Consider the following 21,753-nt stretch of genomic DNA (forward strand, 5'->3'; position numbering starts at 1 on the left):
GGGTGAAGAGCAGGGACGCGTCCCTCGACGGCATCCGCGCGTTCGCCGCTCTGGGCGTCTGGCTGCTGCACGTCGGCAGCAACACCGGCGTCATGTACCGCGAGGGCATGTACGCCTGGATGATGGCCCGGCTCGGCATCGCCGTACCCATCTTCTTCCTCCTGTCGGGCCTGCTGCTCTACCGCCCGTGGGCGCGCGCGGTGATCGAGAATACGCCACGTCCGAAGCCCTTGCGTTACCTGTGGCGCAGGGTGCTGCGGGTCATGCCGGTCTACTGGCTCGTGGCGGGGCTGGCTTTGTGGGCGTGGAGCTCGCTCGACTGGCTGGGCTGGGTCAAGTGGATGCTGCTGCTGCAGAACTACTTCCCGGGCGAGAACGCGGCCGACGGGCTCTACCAGATGTGGACGCTGCCCATCGAGATGTCCTTCTACGTGGTGCTTCCAGTGCTGGCCTGGCTGCTGCACAAATGGGCGCGCCGAGGCGGCAACCCGCCGGTCAGGCTCCTGGCGGGCATCGCGGTGATGCCGGTGATCTCGGTGGCCACCGTGGTCGTGACGCGGGAGTTCGGGCAGCCGCAGCTCGCCCTGCTGCTGCCGTACCACCTGGTGTTCTTCGCCTGCGGCATGGCGATGGCGGTGCTGTCGGTGTGGATCGGGCACAGCAGGGTGATCGACTCGCTGGCGCCGCAGCTCCTGATACTGGCCGCGCTCCTGTACGCCATGCTGAGCACGGGGCTGGCCGGGCCGCGCACGCTGACGCTGCCGGCCCTGTGGGAGTCGCTGCTGCGGGTGAGCCTGGAGGCGGCGGTGGCGATACTCCTGGTGGCGCCGTTCGCGCTGGCGCCCAGGGGGGACTCGCTCAGGCACCGCCTGGTCGGCAACCCGGTGACCGCCTACATGGGCCGCATCTCCTACAGCTTCTTCCTGTGGCACGCGCCTCTGATCACGTTGCAGCTCAAGCTCACCGGCGCGCCGCCGTTCGCCGGCGACTTCCCCAGCGTGGCGGTGGTGTCGTTCGTGGTGACGCTGCTGCTGAGCGTCGGCAGCTACCATCTCATCGAGGTCCCGGCACTCAAGCTCAGCCGACTCCGGTCAGGACCTGCTCGGCCGCCGGCCGCTCAGGCTCCGGCTCCGGCCGTGCCGGCTCCTTGACGAGCTGGCCGAACAGCACGCCCATGGCCGCGCAGGCGGCCAGTTGCGGCACCTCGTCCAGCAGGAGTTCCATGCCGGGCAGCACCATGGCCGCCGCCAGGGACAGCGTGGCCACGCCGAAGACGGCAGCGGCCAGCCAGTGCGCGGGCAGGCCCCTGGCCCGGAGCACGAGCGTCACGAGCAGCGCGCCGAGGACCGCGAGCATGCCCTGCCAGTTCGCCACCCAGCCGCCGAACGCCAGGCCGAGCACGACGGCGTACGGCGCCCGCAGGTGCCGCAGCCGGGCGGCCGAGGCGGCGGCGGTCTCGCGCACGTGCTCGGGGCGCGGGCCGCGCATGAACAGGGCGATCAGGGTCAGCAGGGCGATCCCGGCCAGGCCGAGGGCGAGCGCGAGCCAGTAGGCGCGGTCCGGCACGTACTCAAGGCGCGCGGTTCCCGTGGTCCCGGCCGGCAGCTCCCAGCCCTGCTTCCAACCGTCGATCCGCACGGGTTTGAGCGTCTTGCCGGCGATCTGTGCCCGCCAGCCGGCGTTGTAGTTCTCGTTGACGACGAGGAAGGAGTCCTTCGGCGCGGTCACCTCGACCTCGCGTACGGACGGCGTCCAGGTGCTCTGCACGGCCGCCCCCTCCACGCCGCGCGGCTTGTCGGGCAGCGTGCCGGCCACGAGGTCGTCGATGGCGAACGACTCCCAGCCGGCGACCCGCACCCGGTTGTCCCCGGCCACGATCTTGGCCTTCGTGCAGCCGAAGATCTGCACGGGCCGCTGCTCCAGCAGATCGGCGTGGGTGCCGGCGACCTTGGTCTGGATGACCTGCCCGTTCACCTCGATCCTGGGCCCGGAACCGCAGGCGAGCCTGAGCGGGATGCCGGCGGGCCTGCCCACCGGATCGACGCCGGGCACCACGATCTCGGTGACCTGCAGCCGCTTGGAGAACGGCGTGAAGCGGAGCTTGAGCCGCGAGGTGGACAGCGGCCTGAACGTGAGGAGGCCGCTCGGGTCCACCCGGCCCGCGCGCACGGCTCCGCGGTCGCCGGTCACGACCACGTCGAGCGGCTGCTTGTCACCCCCGGGGCGGCCGATCCGGATCCTGGAGATCGTCCGCTTGCCCTTCCAGGCGATGTCGAGCGTGGGCTGGGTGTCGTCGCTGCCGGGGATCCAGGTGGTGCTCGCATCCCCGTCGAACGCCGACCTGGGCGAGACCAGCGCGTCCAGGGTGAGCTGGGACGAGCCGGTCACACTGGTCAGGTCCGCTCTGATGCGCGTGAACCGGTCGGCGAGGGCCGGATCCTTCAGCACGGCCGATCCTCGCACGTTCACGGTCGCGGCGGACTCGGCGGTGAAGGTCCGGTCGAACCCGCTCTCCTCGCCCGGCTTGGCCAGCGCCGTGGCGTTGCAGATCCACCGGTACTGGTTGCGCATGCAAGCGGGCCGCTCGTCGAGCCCCCGGTCCATGACGAACACGTCGCCGCCCTTCCCCGGCAGCCTGATCGTGCGCCCGGGCGTGACGCCGGGGATGGACAGCTCGACGATGCCGACCCGCTGCCCGTAGCTCCACTCGCCGGACACCGTCTGCAGCACCTTGACCCGCACCCAGCTCGTGGGCCCGTCCGGGACGCGCAGCCGCTGCGGGTCCGTGACGCGCCGCACGTCCTGCGCCAGGCTCCCCGACTCCGTCTCCACGGCCACCTGCTTGATCTCCTGCCCGAGCAGCAGGTCGGGGGCGAGCATCACCTGCAGGTACGGGATCCGCATCCGCGCGGGCAGGTCCACACGGAGCCATTCGCCCTGCGGGGGCTTCGATCCGTCGCTCTCCCAGCCGGTCTCGGCATTGCCGTCCATGGCCGCCCACGGGCCCCGGCCGGTCGTGCTGATGCCGGCGATCGCGTACGGGTCGGCGACCGAGGAGGAGGCAGTGATGCCCGCGATGCCGTCGTACTCGGCGGTGGCGGTGTCGTCCAGCCAGCCCTTCTCCAGCAGGTCCAGCGCCCGGACGCCGGAGAAGTCCGCCTTCTTGTCGGCCGTCAGCGTGGGCGACCAGTTCGACCTGATCTCGCCGAACGAGCGCTCGCGCAGCCGCAGCGCGTCGCTGACCACGGTCGGCGCCTCGCGTTTGCCCGCGTCGCCGTTCACCAGCACCGGGCCGTCACCGAGCAGGCCGAGGTCGCCCATGGCGAGCAGGGAGTCCGGGCCGCCGCGCACGGCCAGCGCGTCCGCGACCGGCTGCACGGAGACCAGGTCCGAGCTGCCCGTCACCTCGTACAGGTCCAGCGCGGGGAACGGCGCGTCCAGCGACTCCACGGCGTCGTCGGTCTCCTTGTCGCCGACGAGCTCGCCGAACGAGCGCACCCGCTTGATCCCGGGCGACTCGCGCAGCGCCTCGAAGATCCGCGCGGGCCAGGCGCCCTGGAGGTTCGCCCTGTTCAGGTCGTTCCTGACGAGCAGGTAACGCACGCCCATCCTGCGCAGCACGGCGGTCAGCCCGGCCGAGCCGTGGCCCGCGGTGAGCCGCTGGTCGATGGCGTCGAGCAGCCTGGTCAGGCCCACCGAGCCCGGCGGCGTGATCTGCCTGGTGGTCCAGCGGGCGGTGGACAGCGCCTGCATGGGCTCGTCCATCGGGCGGCCCCAGACGTACTCGCCGAACTTGGCGCCCGGCACGATCAGCACGCCGTCGTCACCGGCGTTCTCGTTGAGCCAGGCCGCCGCCTCCCGCCAGTGCGCCGGCACCTGCTTGACGTCGCCGGGCGCGGCCAGGCCCTGGTTGAACACGGGCAGGACGAGAGCCGCGAATGCCACCACCGACACGCTACGCAGCGGCAGCCTGGCCCTCACGAGCAGATGGGCGAGCCCGAAGGCGAGCGCGAGGCGTACCAGCGGGTCGAACTTCCGCAGGTTGCGCAGCGGCGCGAGCGGGCCGTCGAGCAGCCAGCGCACCGGCTCGGCCACGACCGGCTCCAGGGCGCTCATATGCCCGGCGACCAGCGCCGTCACGCCGACCAGGAACAGCGCCACCACGAACCCCCTGGCCGGCAGGTCGCGGCGGGACAGCCCGGCCAGGCCGAGCGCCGCCAGCACGCCGGTGACGACGACCATGGTCGCGGAGGTGGCGATCGAGAAGCCCGGCGGCTGGTCGAAGACGCCGCTGAGCGGCAGGTAGCGCACCCAGTCGGAGGCGCCCCGCAGGACGTTCGTCAGCGAGGTGACCTGCGTGGTGGTCTCGGCGGTCTCGGTGTACGGCAGGAACGAGAACGCGTACCGGCCGACGAGCAGCAGCGGCAGCGTCCAGAACAGGGTGGCGACCGAGACGGCGGCCGTCCACCAGGCGAGCAGCCGCCAGCGCGGCACCGGGCGCGGCCTGGTGAGGATGTAGAGGACTGGGGCGACGAGCACGGCCAGCACGGCGACCGCGTTCACGCCGCCGCACAGCGCCACGGCCAGCGCCGACCTGATGGCCCCGCGGGCCCGCTGGCCCGTCTCCGAGGCGGTGAGCAGCGGGATCAGGATCCACGGCAGCATCGCGGCGGGCAGCCACTCGATCGAGATCTCGCCGAGGATGGACAGCGTGCGCGGGGCCAGCGCGTACGCCAGCGCGCCCACGACGCGGGTGCCCTCGGTGCCGATGCCGAGCTGCCTGCCCAGCCGCTCCACGCCCAGGAACGCCACGCACATCAGCAGCGTCAGCCAGAGCCGCTGCGTCACCCACGGCGCCAGGCCGGCCAGGTCGCCCAGGGCGAAGAACGGGCCCATCGGGAAGATGTAGCCCGCGACCTGGTTCTGGAGCTGACCGAAGTGCTGGAGGTCCCAGAGGTGGGAGGCGCGCTCCAGCCAGCCGATCGGGTTCAGCGCCAGGTCCATCTTGGTGTCGGAGATCAGGTTGCCCGGCTTGGTGGTGAACGCCAGCACGCCGAAGCCCAGGCAGCACACCACCAGCCACCACCGCCGCCGCACCCGCTCACTGACCGGCTCCCCGGCCGCCGAACGCCCGCTCCTCGGCCCGGCCCCCGCCCGGCCGGTCGGGCCCGGCTTCCCGGGCACCGACGTCGGCGACGCGCCCCCATCAGCAGGCGCCCGGGGATGAGCGCGCCCGTCGGCCGCCAGTGGGGCCGCGGAGGCATCGGGCACCGACGGCCCGGACTTCAGGCGGCCGGCCACCAGCCGGTCGGTCGCCGGTTGGTTGGGCGAGCGCCCGGCCACGACCCGGTCGAGCGGCGGTTTGCGCGTCACCACGCCTCCCAGCCGGGCTCGACGTCGTGGCCCAGCATCAGCGCGGTGAGACGCTCAGCGCTGCGATCCCAGGAGAAGCGGTCCGCCCATGCCCGACATTTCACGGCATAAGTGTCGTCCAGCTCGGCAAGTGCCGCGGCTATGCCCTTGGCCAGCTCCGTGCCTTCAGGCAGCAGCCACCCTGTCTCACCGTGCCGTACGGCGTCACGCAGCCCGTCCACGTCGAACGCCACAGTCGGCACCCCCAGCGCGGCCGCCTCGAGCACGCTCAGCCCCCACCCCTCACCCTGCGAGGCGCTCACGTGCACCCACGCCCGCGCGACCAGCCGCGCCTTGTCTTCCTCCGGGAGGTAGCCGTGCAGCGTGACGCCCTCAGGCAGCCGGGCGCGCAGCCGCGCCTCCTCGGGCCCGCGGCCGATGATGTCGACGGTCAGATCGGGCCAGCGCTCCCTGAGCTCGGCCACGGCGTCGAGCAGCAGGTGAACGCGTTTGTGCGCGACAAGCCGCCCCACGCAGACGAGCCGCGGCGTCGCGCTCTTCACCACATCGCCGGGCCGGGCGATGCTCACCCCGTTCGGCACTATGTGCACCGGCCCGTCCCACCCGAGCCGCTCCCGCATGGCCCGCACCGTGGACGGCGACACGGCCACGCTCGCGTGCCGCCGGTAGCTCCACCGGGCCACCGGCCCCTCCAGGAAGCGTCCGAACGCCGCCAGCCACCCCGGCATGTGCACCCCGAACTGCCGATCGTGCACGTGGTGCACGACGCAGAACACCTTGGTGCGCCGCCGCACGACCCACGGGGTGAAGAACGGGATCCCGTTCTGGCAGTCGAGCATCACGTCGAAGCGGCCGCGCCTGAGCAGCAGCCAGCAGAGCACCAGCGGATAGACGGTGAACACACCGCCCGTCCGCACGATGCGTACCCCGTCAACGGACTCCCCCCGGCCCTGGCCCGGCGCTCGCGCGGTGACGAAGCACACCTCGTGGCCCGCTCGCGCGAAGCGGCGGGCCAGCTCCCAGGCGAACGTCTCAGCGCCGCCCGCCTGGGGATGCCAGGGGTCACGCCAGTTCACGACAGCGATCTTCACGGATATCCGACGGGGTCGAGCGGTGGCTCCCAGGCCGGGCGGGCGGCGGCACTCGGCTGGGCGCGCAGCCGGAGCCAGATCTTCCCGAGCTCCAGCACGATGCCGAACGTGTGCCGGGCCGGGGAGAAGCGCGAGCCCGGCATGTCGTGCCAGCGCACGGGGATCTCCTTCACCGCCGAGCCCTGCCCGACGCAGCGCGCGAGCAACTCGACGTCGAAGGCGAAGCCGGAGGTACGGAGCCGGGCGGCGACCTCGCGGGCCAGCACCCCGTCGAAGAACTTGAATCCGCACTGGGTGTCGCTCACCCCGCGCACCAGCGCGCCGGCCAGCGCGCGGAACCCGAAGGCGCCCAGCTCGCGGATCTTGCTGTGGCGGTTCTCGACGTGGGAGCCCTGGTGCGCCCTCGACCCGATCACCACCCGCTCGCCGGACAGCAACTGCCCGAAGGCGACGTCGATGGCGTCGAGGTCGGTGGCCATGTCGGCATCGACGAACCCGACGAACGGGGCACTGGTGCGGAGCAGTCCGGCACGTACCGCGGCGCCCTTCCCGGGAGCCGGGCACTGCATCAGCCGGACCGCCACAGGTCCACGCGGCCAGTTGCTGACGATCTCGGCCGTGCGGTCCGTGCTGTTGTTGTCGACGACGATGACGGCGGTCGGGAACGGCATGCGGGCAAGCTTCGCGCACAGCTGCAGGAGGCCCCCGGGAAGTCGTCTTTCCTCGTTGTAGGCGGGAATGACGATCTCAAGCAGTGGTGGTCGGCTCGTCCCCTCGTCCCCATGTGGAGAGGGCGGCATGTCGGCTCGGGTTACCGGTCGCCGTAGAAGTAGAGAGGCTGGTTGACCGGCGTGGCGGTGGCGCCGGTGAGAGAGACCGTGGTGACCGTCGCCACGAGAGCCGCTACGGCGACGCCGATGATCGCTGCTAAGAGGATCTTTATCATGGGGGGTTCCTCCTCGAGCGGACAAATGGTGCGGGCCGTCCCCAACCTAGAACCAATTCTTGCTACTCGGAAGTAGCTCTACAAAATCTTTATAAATCCCCTGATCAGGGCACATATCGGGGCGGCACGGGGCCGTCGAATCGGTAGAGTCGCAGGTCACCCGTATCGACCAAGGGCCTCGCGCTCCGTAGCCATACGCCGAACCGCTGCCGCTCTTCAACTGTCCCCGCATTGACTATCACGTAGCGAAATCCCGCTGCGGGAAGATCGGGCGAGGGTCCTTCTAGTACGTGTTCTACCGCCTGCGCCCGCGGGTCCTCGCTCTTGATGACCATGTCACCGACCCGTACGGCGTCGTTGGAGACCACTCGCCGCCCCGGCACGGCGAAGAAGCGCTGCGCGGGATCCAGCACGGCCCGCCCCCCGTTCCACGGGAACTGCCTGTAGGACTCGAACGGCAGCACCAGCACGTCCCCGGGCTCCCGATCGCGCCGGATGACCTCACGCGCGGCGGTCCAGCTCTCCGGGTAGGAGACGGCCCCCAGCTTCCCGAGCGACCCCCATGCCATGGTAGGCAGCACGGCCACCGGCACCAGCGCCATCGCGGCGACCCACACCCGCTCGCGCGCGACCGACTCGACGAGCAGCCCGAGCCCCAGAGCCGCCATCAGCGCCAGCGGCGCCACGAACTGCTGGGCGTCCCTGAACACCGCGAACCCTCCCCACACCCCGACCAGCCAGGCGAACGCCTCCCTGCCGGGTTCGCTCACCCCGGCGCACGCGATGCCCAGCCCGGCGAACGCCGCCACGGCCAGGCCCTTCTTGTACGGCACGTCTCCCCGCAGGAAGAAGACGACCCCGGCCAGCGTGAGCAGCAGCCTGGCCGCCGCCCCAGCGAAGGCGCCGTAACCAGGGGGGACCGCGTACGCGTTCCAGATCCCGCCCAGCGACAGCAGGCTCCCCACCGCGCCGAACGGCGTGTCGGCCCTGGCCGCGAACGCGTGCACACCGGCCGGGTCGCCATGGATGCCCTCGGGTCGCAGCGCGGTGGCCACCAGCCACGGCAGGCTGAACGCCGCCAGCAGCCCTGCCACAGGCAAGATCCGGCGAGCCACCGGAAGCGCCGTGATCGCGGTGACCGTCATCGCCGCGAACCCGCCGACCGCCGCGGGCACCATGGCCAGTGCGACCTTCCGGCCCGACCACGCGGCCCGCACCACCCAGGGCAGCCCGGCGTACCCGAGCAGCAGCGCCCACTGCCCCATCAGCAGCCGCTCGGCCACGTACGGGTTCCACACGTAGAACGCGCCCGCCACCAGCCGCGGCCCCAGGGACCCCGACGGCAGCAGCAGCGCGGCCCCCGAGCACCCCAGCACGAAGATCCCCAGCAGGATCGCCTTCTGCACCAGCTCGGCAGGCAGCACCAGCGACAGCGCGGTCACCACGGCGTCGCTCGGCACGACCCGCGCGGCCCCGCCCGCCAGCCCGAACGTCCACGCGGTGAACGCCGGGTCCGGCACGAACACCATGTCCTGGAGCAGCGTGAACCCCCAGCCCAGCGCGGGTCCGAGCGCCAGGCAGCCGAGCGCCAGCCCGAGGAGGGCGGAGGCGGCCCCGGCTCTGGGCGTGTGCGGCATCCCGCTATGACATCACAACCCTGCTACGGCCATTCCCCGCCCGACCTCTGCATGGTTGAGTCGTCGCGGGGGTGATGTCGAGCGTGTCTACAGCGGGGGCGCGCCAGTGGTTACGCGGCGGCGACGCCGTGCTCGCCGCGGGCCTGGTGATGGTCGCGGTGCAGCTCGTCTGGAAGTTCGAGCTGGTCAGGCGGACGTACTTCCGCCAGGACGACTTCCACTACCTCATCAGGGGCCTGGAGAGCGGCTTCACCTGGGACTATCTGACCTGGGTGGATGTGGGCCACCTGCTGCCCGGCGGCTTCGGCATCTCGTGGGCGATGGCCCGCCTGGGCGGCTACAACGAGGTGCTCGCGCACACGATGACGATCGCGTTGCAGGCCGGAGCGAGCCTGGCGCTGCTGCGGCTGCTGCGGCTGCTGTTCGGGGCACGCCCCGCCATCCTGGTGCCGCTCGGGCTCTATCTGGTGACGCCCATGACGATCCCGTCGCTGTCGTGGTGGGCGGCGGTGCTGGAGACGTTGCCGATGCAACTCGCGCTGCCGATGGCGCTGCACGCACACGTGCTTTACGTGCGCGACGGCCGGCTGCGCCACGTGGTGGCGGCGTGCGCGTGGACGGTGTTCGGGCTGCTGTTCTTCGTTAAGGCGGCGTTCATCCCGGTCCTGCTCTTCGTGGTCACCGTCTGCTGGCTCACGCCCGGGCGCTGGCGGGTGCACTGGAGGGCGTGGGCGCCGTACGCGGCGATCCTGGCCGCGTACTCGTGGCTCTTCTTGACCAGGCTCTACAGCTCGGTCCAGCTCACCGACGCCACGCAGACGCCGCACCTGCCGGGGGCCGGAGTCGCGGGCGAGCTCGCCTGGGTCCTGGCCACGCGCGGGCTGGTGCCCACGGCGCTCGGCGGGCCTTGGCAGTGGAAGCCGATCGGCGACGACTACGCGATGGCCGCCACCCCGGAGCCGCTGGCCTGGGCCACGCTCGGCGTGGCCTCCGTCGTGATCGCGGTGTCGGTGCTCTACCGGCGGCGGGCCTGGCCGGCATGGCTGATGCTGCTCGGCTACTTCCTGCTGGCCGACGTGGTGCCGGTGCTGCTGGGGCGGATCGAGCAGCTCGGGCCCAGGGTGCTCGGCTACGAGCTGCGTTACCTGGCGGCCACGGCCATGGTGCTGGCCATCGTGGTCGGGCTGGCGTTCATCCCGCTGCAAGGCGAGGAGCGGCCGTGGTTGCGCCCGCGGCTCCGGCTCCGGTGGGCCTGGGTGCCGCTGGCCGCCGCGGTGACGGCGGGGTCGGTGTGGTCCGTGGCCGCGTACGCCGACCGGCCGCTCGGCAGCACCGTCCGGAGTTACGTGGAGACCGCCAGGCGGGCGCTCGCGCGCGTGCCCGCGGGCTCGGTGGTACTCGACACGTACGTGCCGCCGGCGGTCGCCGCGCCGGTGTTCTTCCACGACTACGCCCTGCACTCCCGCGTGCTGAGCCTGCCTTCTCCGCTGCCCGTGACCTGGACGAAACGGCTCGAAGGACTGGTGCGGAACCCGCTGACGTTCGACGCCGAGGGGCGGCTGCGCCCGGTGACGCTCGACGGCGTAAAGATCCCGCAGGGCGCCACGTGCGTGCCCGTCGGCGGGAAGGAGGCCCGCTTCCCCCTCCCCAGGCCGCTCGCGGGCGGCGAGTGGACGGCGCAGATCTCGTACCTGAACGGCCCTGAGACCACCCTGTCGGTACGGCTCGGGCTTGGGCGCACGGTGGTGCAGGCAGGCCGGGACCTGGGCACGACCTACGCCACGGTCACGGGCCACGGGGACGAGCTGGCCATCAGCACGCTCGACGGCTCCACGTGCGTCGGCGAGATCAGGATCGGCGTCCCGGTCCCGGCCGAGGACGCCGCGCCCGTCCCGCCGCAGCCCGTCCGCTAGTCCCTCGGCAGGCCCAGCATGCGCTCGCCGATGATGTTGAGCTGCACCTCCGTGGTGCCGCCGTAGATGGTCATCGCCCTGGTGGCGAGCACCGCCCGGTTCCAGTAGCCCGCGTCGCCGAGCTTGATGTCGGCGGCCACGACCGCCGCCGGCCCGAGCAGGTCCACCGCGGTCTCCGAGACGTGCTGGGCGTGGGAGGTGGACAGCAGCTTGCGTACGGAGGCGTCCGCGCCCGGCTCGGCGCCGGCCAGCTGCTTGAGCGTGACCCGCAGCGAGAGCGCGTTGATCGAGTGGCCCTCGCAGACCACCTCGGCCACCGTCTGCGCCTCGACCGGCGTCAGCTCGCGATCGAGCCGGCCGATCAGGCCCAGCAGGTCGGACACGGAGGCGCCGGTGCCGCCGGAGCCGGACGACAGTGAGACGCGCTCGTTCGACAGCGTGTTGCGGGCGACCTTCCAGCCGTCGCCGACCTCGCCCACGACCAGCTCGTCGGGGACGAAGACGCCGTCGAGGAAGACCTCGTTGAACAGGTTCTCGCCGGTCATCTCGGTCAGCGGCCTGACGGTGACGCCCGGGGCCTTCATGTCGACCAGGAAGTACGTGATGCCTTCGTGCTTGGAGCCGTCGCTGGAGTTGCGGGCGATGCAGATGCCCCACTCCGCCACGTGGGCGACGGAGGTCCAGATCTTCTGGCCGGTGAGCTGCCAGCCGCCCTCGACCTTCTCCGCCTTCATCTGCAGCGAGGCCAGGTCGGACCCGGCGCCGGGCTCGGAGAACAGCTGGCACCAGATCATCTCGCCGCTGAGCGTCTTCGGCAGAAAACGCTCCTGCTGCTCCTGAGTGCCGTAGGCGGCGATGGACGGCACCACCCACGCACCGATGATCATCGCGGGCAGCTTGACCTTGGCGGCCTTGAGCTCCTGGGCGATCAGCACCTGCTCAAGCGGCTTGGCGTCGCGGCCCCACGGCCTGCGCAGGTGGGGCATGACGAAGCCGCGCTCGGCCAGGGCGCGCTTCTGCTCCTTGCCCTCCAGCCGGGCGATCTCCGCGATCTCGGCGCGGATCGACTCGCGCAGCTCCTCGGCGTCCTCGGGCAGGTCGATCTGCATCTCTCGGGAGACACCCTGCAGGGCCAGCTCGGTCACCCTGGCGGCCCACTCGGCGGACGAGCCGAGCAGGGCGCGCAGCGTGAGCGCGCGGCGGTAGTAGAGGTGGACGTCGTGCTCGAAGGTGTAGCCGATGCCGCCGAACGTCTGGATGGCGTCCTTGGCGCACTGGACGGCGGCGTCGGGGGCCATCACGCCGGCGATGGCGGCGGCGTACTCCAGCTCCTTGGCTGCGCTGATGGTCGCGCTCCCTCGGGCCTCCGTTGGCATCGGGCTGGACGCCCTCGCTCTCTCCGGCCCGGCTCGCCGCTCCGCTGCTCTCGTGGCGTCCCAAACTGTGGCGCGGGCCTGCTCCAGGGCCACCAGCATGCGGGAGAGCTTGTGCTTGATGCCCTGGAACTGGCCGATCGGGCGGCCGAACTGGACGCGTACCTTGGCGTATTCGGCCGCGGCCGTGACGCACCAGGAGGCCAGGCCCGCCGCCTCGGCACCGAGCAGGATCGCGGCGATATCACGCACGTCGGAGCTCTGGACGCCGCCCAGGATGCCCTCGGCGGGCACGACCACCTCCGACAGCTCCACCTTGGCCACCGGCCTGGTGAGGTCGAGGGACTTGACCGGGGTGACGGTGGCGGCGGACGCGTCGATGAGGACCCATTCCTCCCCGTCGGCCGTGGAGACCGGCAGCACGAGCGCGTCGGCCAGCGAGCCGCCGAGCACGGGGTCGGCCGTGCCGGAGACGACCAGGGAGCCGTCCTCGGTGCGGGTGCCGCTCAGCGTGCCGGTCAGCGCGACGGCGCCGGTGAGGGTCCCGTCAGCGAACGACTCCAGGTGCTCGGGGCGCTTCGAGGCGTTGATCACGGCGCTGGCCAGCACGGTCGGCAGGTAGGGCCCCGGAGCCATGCGCTCGGCCAGCGCCTCGACGGCCACGGCCGTCTCCAGCAGGCCGTAGCCGGAGCCGCCGTACTCCTCGGGCACGTGCAGACCGAGCAGCCCCTGCTCGGCGAGGCCCGGCCAGAACGCGGGGCGTGTGTCCGCCCCGGCACGCAGCAGCTCGGACGGGATGTTCCGCTCGGCCCAGCCGCTCACCGACTCGCGGAGCGCCTCGTGCTCCTCGCTCAACCCGATCGCCATGCTCATCCTCCATGCCAGGTCCGGCCAACACCCAGAACCATATTCTAGAGGATGCTTCTGGGCCTAGAGCGGACGCACCTGCTCCACGAGGGTGTTGATGTCGCGCCAGTGCGTCTTTTGCGTCTCGGGGATGGAGGCCAAGAGCATCGCGGGCTTGGTCTTGCCCACCTCGACGACCGTCACCATGGCCTGGGCGACCTGCTGCTTGCCGTTGAAGGTGTAGGTGACCTTGTAGCCGAGCGTCCAGCCCTTGCCGACCGGGACCTTCTTGGAGGCGGTCCAGGCGAGCGTGGCGCCCTGGGGGTACTGGGTGCGGATCGCCCAGCGGGCGGCCTGGGCGGCGAGCTCGCGGTAGTCGGCGTCCTTGGAGGGCTTCTTCGCGGGCGTGTCACCGGGGAACATGGCCGAGGCGATCACCGTGTGCGGGATGGCCACCTTGCCGATGCGCTGCGCGATCGAGAACGGCGGGAACGACTTGGCCTTCCACGGCGCGGCCAGCCTGGGATAGCTGATCCCGGTGTTCTTGTCGCTGATGATGCCGGTGACCACGGAGGCCGTGCCCGACAGGATCGGGTACGCCTTGCTCGTCGGCACCGGCGGCAGCACGACCGGGCTCTCGGTGGCGGTCGGGGTGGGCGACGCCGTGGGAGCGGCGGAGGCCGGTGCGGGGGCGACGGAGACGCCCTGCTCTGCAGCCTTCTTGTTGGCGGGCACGTCGCCGGAGAAGAGCATGAAGATCAGGACCACGGCCAGGACGGTGCCGAGTATGGCCCCGACGAGGTAGACGACCTTGATCGGGATGTCGCCGAGGCCGCGCCTCGGCAGCTCGGGGATGGGCGGCAGCGTGGAGGATAACGGGCTGATCGGAGGCGACTGCACCGGGACCTGCCGAGCCGGGACTTGCTGCGCCGGAGGCTGAGCAGGCGGCTGCTTCGCCGGAGGCTGGTGAGCGGGGGGCTGCTGTGCCGGCGGGTTGCCGGCCGGCGGACGAATCGGGACCGACGGCCCCGGCGCCGGCGGGCGAGGGATCTGGATCGTCTCCTCCGCCGGCAGGACGATCTTGCGGAACGGGGTGGTGGGTGAATCGTATGAGGGCCTCTGGTCGCCGACGTCCTCCATGGCCATGAGGTTACGTCACAAGAGAGCGGGATAATTCCTCTATTCGCCCCGCAGAATCTAATTCTGTATGGTCTGCGGATATGAGGGGCTTCTATGAGCTCGCAGTCGACGACCCCGAACGTCCCGCCCTCCTAGGTGACGCGAGCGCCACCTACGGTGAGCTGCTCGCCCGGACGAACCAGGCCTCCAACGGCCTGGCGTCCCGTGGAGTCGCCCCCGGCGACTGCGTGGTCACCGTGCTGAAGAACGGGCTCGACGCGCTCACCATGATGCTCGCGACGTACCAGATCGGCGCGTACCTCGTCCCCGTGAACTGGCACTTCACGGCCGAGGAGATCGGCTACATCGTGGCCGACTGCGGGGCAGAGGTGGTGATCTCACCGGAGACCCTCACAGTCGGCGAGCTCATCTCCGGGCAGCCCGCCGACGTGCCCGCGCACCGGCGGGCCGGGTCCATGATGCTCTACACCTCAGGTACGACGGGGCGGCCCAAGGGAGTGCGGCGACGGCTCCTTGATCTGACGCCGGAGGAGCTGTACCCGATCCTGATGCGGAAGAGCTGGCGGCACTTCGGGCTACCGTTCGGCGGGGTGCACCTGGTGTGCTCGCAGCTCTACCACTCGGCGCCGTACGGGCAGGCCATGATGGCGCTGCAGTTCGGGCACTCGATCGTGGCGCCGGAGCGGTTCGAGGCCGCCGAGGCGCTGCGGCTGATCGAGCGGTATCGGGTGACGAACGCGTTCATGGTGCCCACGATGTTCCACCGGCTGCTGGGAGTGCCGGATCGGGATTCGTACGACCTGTCGTCCCTCACTCACCTCTACCACGGGGCGGCCCCGTGCCCGCCGGCCACCAAGCAAGCCATGATCGACTGGCTCGGGCCAGTGCTGTGGGAGTACTACGGCTCCACCGAGGCGGCCGTGGCGACCATGGTGTCGTCGAAGGAGTGGCTGGCCAGGCCCGGCACAGTCGGCAGGGCGCTGGACGGGATGACGTTCACGATCATCGGCGAGGACGGCCGCGAGGTGCGGCCCGGGTCACCGGGGCTGGTCTACATCGGCGGGATCAACCGGTTCGAGTACCACGGCGATCCGGACAAGACGGCAGCGGCGATGCGCGGGCAGGCGTACACCCCGGGCGACATCGGCTACCTCGACGAGGACGGCTACCTGTTCCTGCTGGACCGGCGGACCGACCTGATCATCTCCGGCGGCGTCAACATCTACCCGGCCGAGATCGAGGCCGCGCTGCTCGAGCACCCCTCCGTGGCGGACGTGGCGGTGATCGGCGTACCGGACCCGGAGTGGGGCCAGAAGGTCGTCGCGCTCGTGCAGCCGGCGGCCGGGGTCGTGGGCGGGGACGAGCTCACGGCCGAGCTGCTGCGGCACTGCGCGCCCCGGCTGGCCAGGCTCAAGCATCCGCGCGTCATCGAGTACCGCGAGTCCTTGCCGCGCACGCCGACGGGCAAGCTGAGCAGGCGTAACGTCCGGGAGGCGTATCTTTCCGGCTGAGGTGGGCACAAATGTCCCATGAAGAGGATCGTTGCGGGACTGGCCACCGCTGCCGTGCTGCTCACCGGCTGCGGACCTGCCCCCACGTCCAGGGCCACGCTGACGGGCACGCCCACTTCACGACCGGCCGCTTCGTCCCCATCTCCGGCATCGCTGCAGTCCCTGGAGTCGGCGTACGAGAAGGTCATCTCCAACGTGCTGCCGTCCATCGTGCAGATCAACACCAAGGTCGGACTCGGGTCCGGCATCGTGTTCGACTCCGCTGGACACATCGTCACCAACGCTCACGTGGTCGGAACGGCCACCAAGATGGAGGTGACGGTCGCCACCGGCGGCGCCCCGCTCCAGGCCAGGCTGGTCAAGTCCTTCAAAGCGGGCGACCTCGCGGTGATCAAGGTGGACCACCCCGGCGGGTTGCGGCCCGCGAAGTTCGGGGACTCGTCCAAGGTGCGGGTCGGGCAGATCGTGCTCGCCATGGGCAACCCGCTGGGCCTGTCGGGCAGCGTGACGGACGGGATCGTCTCGGCTATCGGCCGTACCGTCTCCGAGCCGCAGGAAGAGGGCTCCCCCGGCGCCACGATCGCCGGCGCCATCCAGACCTCGGCGGCGATCAACCCCGGCAACAGCGGCGGGGCGCTCGTCGACCTGGCAGGTCAGGTGATCGGCATTCCCACTCTCGGCGCCACCGACCCCGACCTGGGCGGGGGCGCCGCCCCCGGCATCGGGTTCGCGATCCCGAGCAACACCGCCACGGACATCGCCGCCCAGATCGTCAAGCAGGGCAGGGTCACCAACAGCCACCGGGCCGCCCTCGGCATCAGGGGCAGCACGGTGATCGGCGCGGACGGCTTGCCGAGCGGGGTGGGCGTGGTCCGCGTCGAGCCGGGCGGGGCCGCCGAGAAGGCCGGGATCCGGCCCGGTGACCTGATCACCTCGATCAACGGCAAGAAGACGACGACGATGGCGGCCCTGGCCGAGACCATCGCCGCCCTCAAGCCCGGCGACCAGGCCAAGGTGGGCGTGCTCCACTCGGACGGCAGCACGGAGACGGTCGCCGTGACCCTGGGCCAACTGCAGAGCGAATGACGGCCGCCCCCCTAAGCCCCGCCTCCAAGGACCCCAGCCGGAGTAGTCCGGGGTGATGCACGCCCCGCCCTGCCCCGAAGCTCCCGCTTCCTTCCCCTCCGAAGGACCCCAGCCGAAGTCCGGAGGGAAGTCGGGGTGCGGCGGGTCGAAGGTCCCGGGCGCGCACTCCCGAAGCCGGAGAGTCACTGCTTGGCGGTGAAGATGACCTCGACGCGCCGGTTCTGGGCGCGGTTCTTCTCGTCGGGTTTCCCGTTCACCAAGTTGGGCCGCTTGGGCCGGCTCTCGCCGTACCCCCGCGCCTGGAGGGTCACGCCCGCGTCCGCGAGCAGCCCGCGCATGACCGCCTGGACGGCCTGAGCCCGCCGCTGCGACAACGTGACGTTGTACGCGTCGCTCCCCTGGTCGTCCGTATGCCCCTCGATCTTGACCACCCCGCCCGCGCCGTCGGCCTTCACCTTCTCGGCCACCTGCCGGAGCCGCTGCCGGGCCTTGGCGGTCAGTTGCCACTTGTCCAGTGCGAACAGCACGTCACTGGTGAGCGAAACTGTCACCTGACGCCCCTGCTTGGTCTCGCTCTCGGTCCCGTCCAGCGACTCGACCTCGCCGATGATGTCCTCGACGGGCAGCACCAGGTTCTCGACGACACCGGTGGCGTCGGCCGGCGGGCTGGGCGCAGGAGTGGGGGCCAGGACCAGGGACAGGGCGACGCTAAGAGATCGGAACATCGGTGAACACGCCGATCATGGGCATCTCAATGTTGATCTTGTTGACGTCCGCGGGAGGCGCAGCGAAGACCGCGTACACCGTGGACGTCTGCCCCGACTCCAGGAACTGGCCCTGGGTGCCGGAGCAGACGCACTGCGCGTCCTCGCCGGTGCCGTTGCGGGCCACCCGGTAGCGCTTGGCGTTCACCGGGTCGATCAGGGAGACGGCCGAGACCGTGTAGTCCAGCGTGCCGGTGCTCATGCCGTTGTGCATGTTGACCTTGCCGTCGGTCGCGGTGACCGTCCAGTTGAGTGTGAGGGTCCTGCCCTGGCGCTTGAGCCCGGTTATGTCTGCGCGCGCCTTGCCTTCCTTGACCGCGACCTCGCGGGTGGCGATCACCTTGGTGTCCTGGGGAGCCGCGGTCTGCTGCTCCTCCGCGGGGCTCGTCTCCTGCTGCTTGGTGGGGGACTCGGCGACGGCCTGCGACTGCCGCTCCTCGCCCCCGCCGCCCTGCCGGCCGGGGAGCACTCCGCAGCCCGCCAGCGCGACGGCCGCGACGGCCAGCGCAATCGTCTTTCGCATTATGTGATCACCTTCGTCGTCGGGGGTATGGCTCTCACCGTAGGGAGGAGACCTTCAGGATCCGCATAGTCCGCTATATCCGCTGACCACGCCGCCTACGGGCCTCCTGCGCGAGCCGTTCGACATCAGCCTTGCCCTGCTCGTCACCGAGGTCGTCAAACTCTCCCATAGCACGCATAAGACCCTCAACAGCGCCCTCGATGTCGTCGAGGTCCAGCGCGGCGTGGGCGAGCGCCATCAGGGCCTGCGCGGTGCCCCTGCGGTCGCCGTACGCGACGAACGTCTCCAGCGCTTCCCTCGCGGAGCCGGCGGCTGCGCCGGGCTCGCCTTCCGCTCTGGCGATCTCGGCCAGTACGAGCAGCGCCACCGCCTCGGGCAGCCGGTCGCCCAGGCGGCGGTTGATCCGCAGCCGCCGCTCCACGCAGTCGCGGGCCTCGGCCCGCCTGCCGGCGCCGAGGTGAACCCTGGCCAGGTCCAGCAGCGCCTCCGCCTCGCCACGCGGGTCCCCGAGGTCCTGGTAGGCCGTCAGGCTCTGGTTGAGCGCGCCTTCGTCCCGGCGTAGCGCGCCCAGCGCCCGTAAGGCGTCGGCCCGCCCGCGCTGATCTCCGGCCTCCTCGAAGACCTGCAGGGCCCGGACGAACGCCTGATAAGCCTCCGCCGGGCGGGACTGGACGAGGCCCAGCCTGAGCGTGATCCTGGCCAGCTCCAGCCCTTCCACCAGCGGCTGGGCCGCCCGCAGCGCCGCGGCCGCCGCTTCCGTGCGGCCCTCGGCCCTGTGCAGGTCGGCCAGGCCCCGCAGCAGGAGCGCCTCGCCGTGCCGATGGCCCACCGCCCTGGCCGCGTCGAGACCGGTCGCCGTGGTCACGTGCCAGTCGTCGTGGTGCGCGCCCAGCTCGAACAGCGGCGTCAGGTAGAACGCCAGCCGCCAGGCGGCCTCGTACAGGCCCGCCCGGTAGAAGTCCTCGACGCTCGCCACCAGGAACCGGCGCTCGGCGCTCAGCCACCGCGCCTCCTGCCGCAGCCAGCCGGTCTCCAGCCCCTGCCCGCCTGCTCCGGCCCCGGGCGGATGGACCTCGGTGCGGCCGGTGCCGGGCTCGGCCGGGAGGAGGGTGGCTCGGGCCTGCCTGGTTCGCTCGAGGATCGCGCCCGCTCTGGCCGCCAGCACACCCGCCGGGCCGCCGTCCTCCTCCGCGAGGCGCTCGGCGGCGTAGAGCCTGGTCAGGTCGTGCCAGCCGTATCGTTCCTGGCCCGCCTCGTCCAGGCCGCGCGACTGCAGCAGCCCGGCCTCGGCGAGCGGCTCGAGATCCGCGTCCAGGACCCAGGACGCGAAGTCGGGCGCCGACAGCGCGCCGAGCCCGCGCAGCAACCCCTTCTCAGGGTCCGGCAGCCCCCGGTAGCCGAGCGCCAGGCTGCCCCGTACGGCCAGGTCGCCTGCGCTGAGCTCGTCGAGCCGGCGCCGTTCGTCCCCGAGGCGGCCCGCCAGGTGGTCGAGCGTCCACCCCGGCTTCCTGGCCAGCCGGGACCCGGCGATGCGCAGGGCCAGGGGCAGGTGGCCGCAGAGCCGGACGATGCGCAGGGCGGCCTCGGGCTCGGCGCGTACCCTGTCGTGCCCGGCCACCTCGCCGAGCATCGCCACGGCCTCCTCCTGGCCGAGGACCCCCAGCTCGTACGCCCGCGCCGCCTCCAGCCCGGCCAGCGGCGACCGGCTCGTCACCAGGGTGAGGCTGCCAGGGCCGGTCGGCAGCAGCGGGCGTACCTGGGCCTCGTCTGCGGCGTCGTCCAGGAGGACGAGCAGCCTCCTACGGGCCGTCATGCTCCGGTAGAGCCGCACGCGCTCGTCCAGCGCCGGCGGGACCGCGCCGTCCGGGTAGCCCAGCGAGCGCAGCAGGTCCTCCAGAACGGCGCCCGGCGGCCGGGCGCCGAGCGAGGCGTAGAGGCGGCCGTCCGGCCGCGCGAGCGAGGTGGCGGCGCGCACGGCGACGGCCGACTTCCCGCAGCCGGGCGGACCGTGCAGGACGAGGTGCACAGGCGCGGACGCGTGCTCGCGGGCCGTCCGGACGATCCAGTCGAGCGCGTTCTGCCTGCCGACGAAGTCGGAGATGTCCGGCGGCAGCTCATCGACCGGCCCCACACTCTGCCGTGGCTCGCCGGTTCTCGTCCGCGGAGGGCCTTCGTCGTTCAGGACCCGCTGGTGTGCCGCGGTCAGCTCGGCGCCCGGCTCCAGACCCAGCTCCTCCACCAGCGTCCTGCGCGCGTCCTGGTACGCCCCGAGCGCCTCCGACCGGCGTCCCGCCTGCTGGAGGGCTTCTATGAGGCGTACCCAGGCACGTTCGCGCAGCGGATGCGCCCCTACCAGCGCCCGCAGCTCCCCGACCACCTCCGCGCCCCTGCCGAGGCGCAGGTCCAGCTCCACCCGCTCCTCCAGCGCTGTCAGGCGCAGCTCCTCCAGCGGCACGGCGTGCGCCCGGCGCAGCGTGGACGATTCGACGTCGGCCAGCGCCTGCCCCCGCCACAACCCCAGTGCCGCCCTGAACGTGCCGGCCGCCTCCGCGATCCGCCCCGACTCGCGCTCCTGCCTGGCCGTGGCGACCAGCCGCTCGAACCGGTGGCAGTCGACCTCGTCCCGCTCGACGTCGATCACGTAACCGCCCGGCACCGTGCGGATGCCGTCCACGAGCTTGCGCAACGCGCTGACGTACACCCTGAGCACCGACCCCGCCGACGCCGGCGGCCGGTCGTCCCAGACCACGGAAACCAGCCGGTCGACCGGCACCGTCTCGCGGGCCGACAGCAACAGCGCCGCCAGCAACGTCCGGTGCTTGGCCGGTCCCGGCACCTGGCCGGCATCGATCCGCAGCGGCCCGAGCACGCCGAAGCGCACGTTCACGCACCTCTCAGCATCACTGGCCCGCCGGTCTGAGCGCGAAGGAGTCGAAGCGGACGCGCAGGTTCGCGGTGGCGCCGGATGCGGCGTGGACGCCTGACTCGTTCGGGCCGTAGGGCGCGTCCGAGTCGGACGCCTCCGCGACCAGGCGTTCGTTCAGCCACATGCGTAGCGTCACCTTGCCCCCGCTCTCGCCGCACTCCGCCACGATGCGGTTGACGGCCGCGCTCTGTGCGCCCGCCGGGCCGTACAGGGTCCTGCCCCTGGTGCCCGTGCGGCGCTTGACGATCGTGACCTTGCCGGAACTGCTCACCCCGAACTCGTAACGGTCTCCCGAGCGCGCCGAGCCATGGCACCACACACCGTACTCCCCGGACCCCTCCTCAAGGGCGGCCTTCGCGCTGACGACCACGCCGCCTTCCGGCTCCTGCCTGGGGGCCGACTTCCACAGCCGCCAGCCCGGCTTGACGGTCAGCTCGTAGCCGGAGCCCGGCTGCCGGGCGGTCCCACCCTCCGACGAGCCGACGGCCCACGAGTCGCCGAATCCCGCCTCGTACGGCCAGCTCTCCTGGGAGAGCCCGGGCACGGCCACGGCGGCGACGGCGAGGACGAGCGCGCCTGCCCCCGCGATCCACGGCCACCGCCTCCGCTTCGGGCCGCTGCGCG

The 21,753-nt window shown here is 71.7% G+C and carries 15 protein-coding genes; 4 read left to right on the forward strand and 11 right to left on the reverse strand.

From position 1 onward, the window contains the following. The first annotated feature begins 2 nt into the window (after positions 1-2). Positions 3-1,151 (forward strand): acyltransferase, encoded by a 1,149-nt coding sequence (locus AB0J09_RS15270; RefSeq protein ID WP_360690239.1) that lies wholly within the window; start codon positions 3-5, stop codon positions 1,149-1,151. Here AB0J09_RS15270 and AB0J09_RS15275 read toward each other — a convergent pair. The 5 genes from AB0J09_RS15275 to AB0J09_RS15295 all read right to left on the reverse strand — a co-directional run bounded on the left by AB0J09_RS15275 (position 1,078) and on the right by AB0J09_RS15295 (position 9,047). Beyond that, the gene (locus AB0J09_RS15275; protein WP_360690241.1) at positions 1,078-5,373 is read right to left on the reverse strand and encodes an alpha-(1->3)-arabinofuranosyltransferase family protein; all 4,296 of its coding nucleotides are present in this window, start codon (positions 5,371-5,373) and stop codon (positions 1,078-1,080) included. The genes AB0J09_RS15270 and AB0J09_RS15275 overlap by 74 nt on opposite strands. Next, positions 5,370-6,449: a glycosyltransferase family 4 protein gene (locus AB0J09_RS15280; RefSeq protein WP_360690243.1), complete on the reverse strand. Its 1,080-nt coding sequence runs from the start codon at positions 6,447-6,449 to the stop codon at positions 5,370-5,372. The genes AB0J09_RS15275 and AB0J09_RS15280 overlap by 4 nt, the downstream gene beginning before the upstream one ends. An 11-nt stretch (positions 6,450-6,460) precedes the next feature. Then, the gene (locus tag AB0J09_RS15285) at positions 6,461-7,264 is read right to left on the reverse strand and encodes a glycosyltransferase (RefSeq protein WP_360690245.1); all 804 of its coding nucleotides are present in this window, start codon (positions 7,262-7,264) and stop codon (positions 6,461-6,463) included. Between the two features lie 11 nt (positions 7,265-7,275). Continuing rightward, positions 7,276-7,410: a hypothetical protein gene (locus AB0J09_RS15290; RefSeq protein WP_344996422.1), complete on the reverse strand. Its 135-nt coding sequence runs from the start codon at positions 7,408-7,410 to the stop codon at positions 7,276-7,278. A gap of 104 nt (positions 7,411-7,514) precedes the next feature. Next, complete coding sequence (locus tag AB0J09_RS15295) at positions 7,515-9,047, reverse strand: hypothetical protein (protein ID WP_360690248.1); 1,533 nt, start codon at positions 9,045-9,047, stop codon at positions 7,515-7,517. 83 nt (positions 9,048-9,130) lie between these two features. On the opposite strand from AB0J09_RS15295, the gene AB0J09_RS15300 reads away from it, so the two are divergent. Further along, the gene (locus AB0J09_RS15300; protein WP_360690249.1) at positions 9,131-10,960 is read left to right on the forward strand and encodes a hypothetical protein; all 1,830 of its coding nucleotides are present in this window, start codon (positions 9,131-9,133) and stop codon (positions 10,958-10,960) included. On the opposite strand, the gene AB0J09_RS15305 is transcribed toward AB0J09_RS15300, so the two are convergent. Beyond that, positions 10,957-13,200 (reverse strand): acyl-CoA dehydrogenase, encoded by a 2,244-nt coding sequence (locus AB0J09_RS15305; protein ID WP_360690251.1) that lies wholly within the window; start codon positions 13,198-13,200, stop codon positions 10,957-10,959. The genes AB0J09_RS15300 and AB0J09_RS15305 overlap by 4 nt on opposite strands. A gap of 63 nt (positions 13,201-13,263) precedes the next feature. Continuing rightward, a complete protein-coding gene (locus AB0J09_RS15310) occupies positions 13,264-14,319 on the reverse strand; it encodes a hypothetical protein (RefSeq protein WP_360690253.1) in 1,056 nt (351 codons plus the stop codon). A gap of 80 nt (positions 14,320-14,399) precedes the next feature. On the opposite strand from AB0J09_RS15310, the gene AB0J09_RS15315 reads away from it, so the two are divergent. Both AB0J09_RS15315 and AB0J09_RS15320 read left to right on the forward strand, forming a co-directional pair. Further along, complete coding sequence (locus AB0J09_RS15315) at positions 14,400-15,830, forward strand: AMP-binding protein (RefSeq protein ID WP_360690255.1); 1,431 nt, start codon at positions 14,400-14,402, stop codon at positions 15,828-15,830. A gap of 18 nt (positions 15,831-15,848) precedes the next feature. After that, complete coding sequence (locus AB0J09_RS15320) at positions 15,849-16,916, forward strand: trypsin-like peptidase domain-containing protein (RefSeq protein ID WP_360690257.1); 1,068 nt, start codon at positions 15,849-15,851, stop codon at positions 16,914-16,916. Positions 16,917-17,098: 182 nt separating this feature from the next. On the opposite strand, the gene AB0J09_RS15325 is transcribed toward AB0J09_RS15320, so the two are convergent. From AB0J09_RS15325 to AB0J09_RS15340, 4 genes are all read right to left on the reverse strand, one after another. Continuing rightward, positions 17,099-17,641 carry an OmpA family protein gene (locus AB0J09_RS15325; protein WP_360690259.1) on the reverse strand — a complete coding sequence of 181 codons (543 nt, stop codon included), beginning with the start codon at positions 17,639-17,641 and terminating at the stop codon, positions 17,099-17,101. After that, a complete protein-coding gene (locus AB0J09_RS15330; RefSeq protein WP_360690261.1) occupies positions 17,625-18,203 on the reverse strand; it encodes a hypothetical protein in 579 nt (192 codons plus the stop codon). The genes AB0J09_RS15325 and AB0J09_RS15330 overlap by 17 nt, the downstream gene beginning before the upstream one ends. A gap of 73 nt (positions 18,204-18,276) precedes the next feature. Further along, entirely contained in the window at positions 18,277-21,090 is a 2,814-nt protein-coding gene (locus AB0J09_RS15335; protein ID WP_360690263.1) for a BTAD domain-containing putative transcriptional regulator, read from the reverse strand. Positions 21,091-21,103: 13 nt separating this feature from the next. Continuing rightward, positions 21,104-21,753 (reverse strand): hypothetical protein (locus AB0J09_RS15340; protein ID WP_360690265.1); only part of this gene is annotated, 650 nt, incomplete at its 5' end.

The sequence above is a fragment of the Nonomuraea sp. NPDC049784 genome (genome assembly GCF_040659615.1).
In the GTDB taxonomy this organism is placed as follows: domain Bacteria; phylum Actinomycetota; class Actinomycetes; order Streptosporangiales; family Streptosporangiaceae; genus Nonomuraea.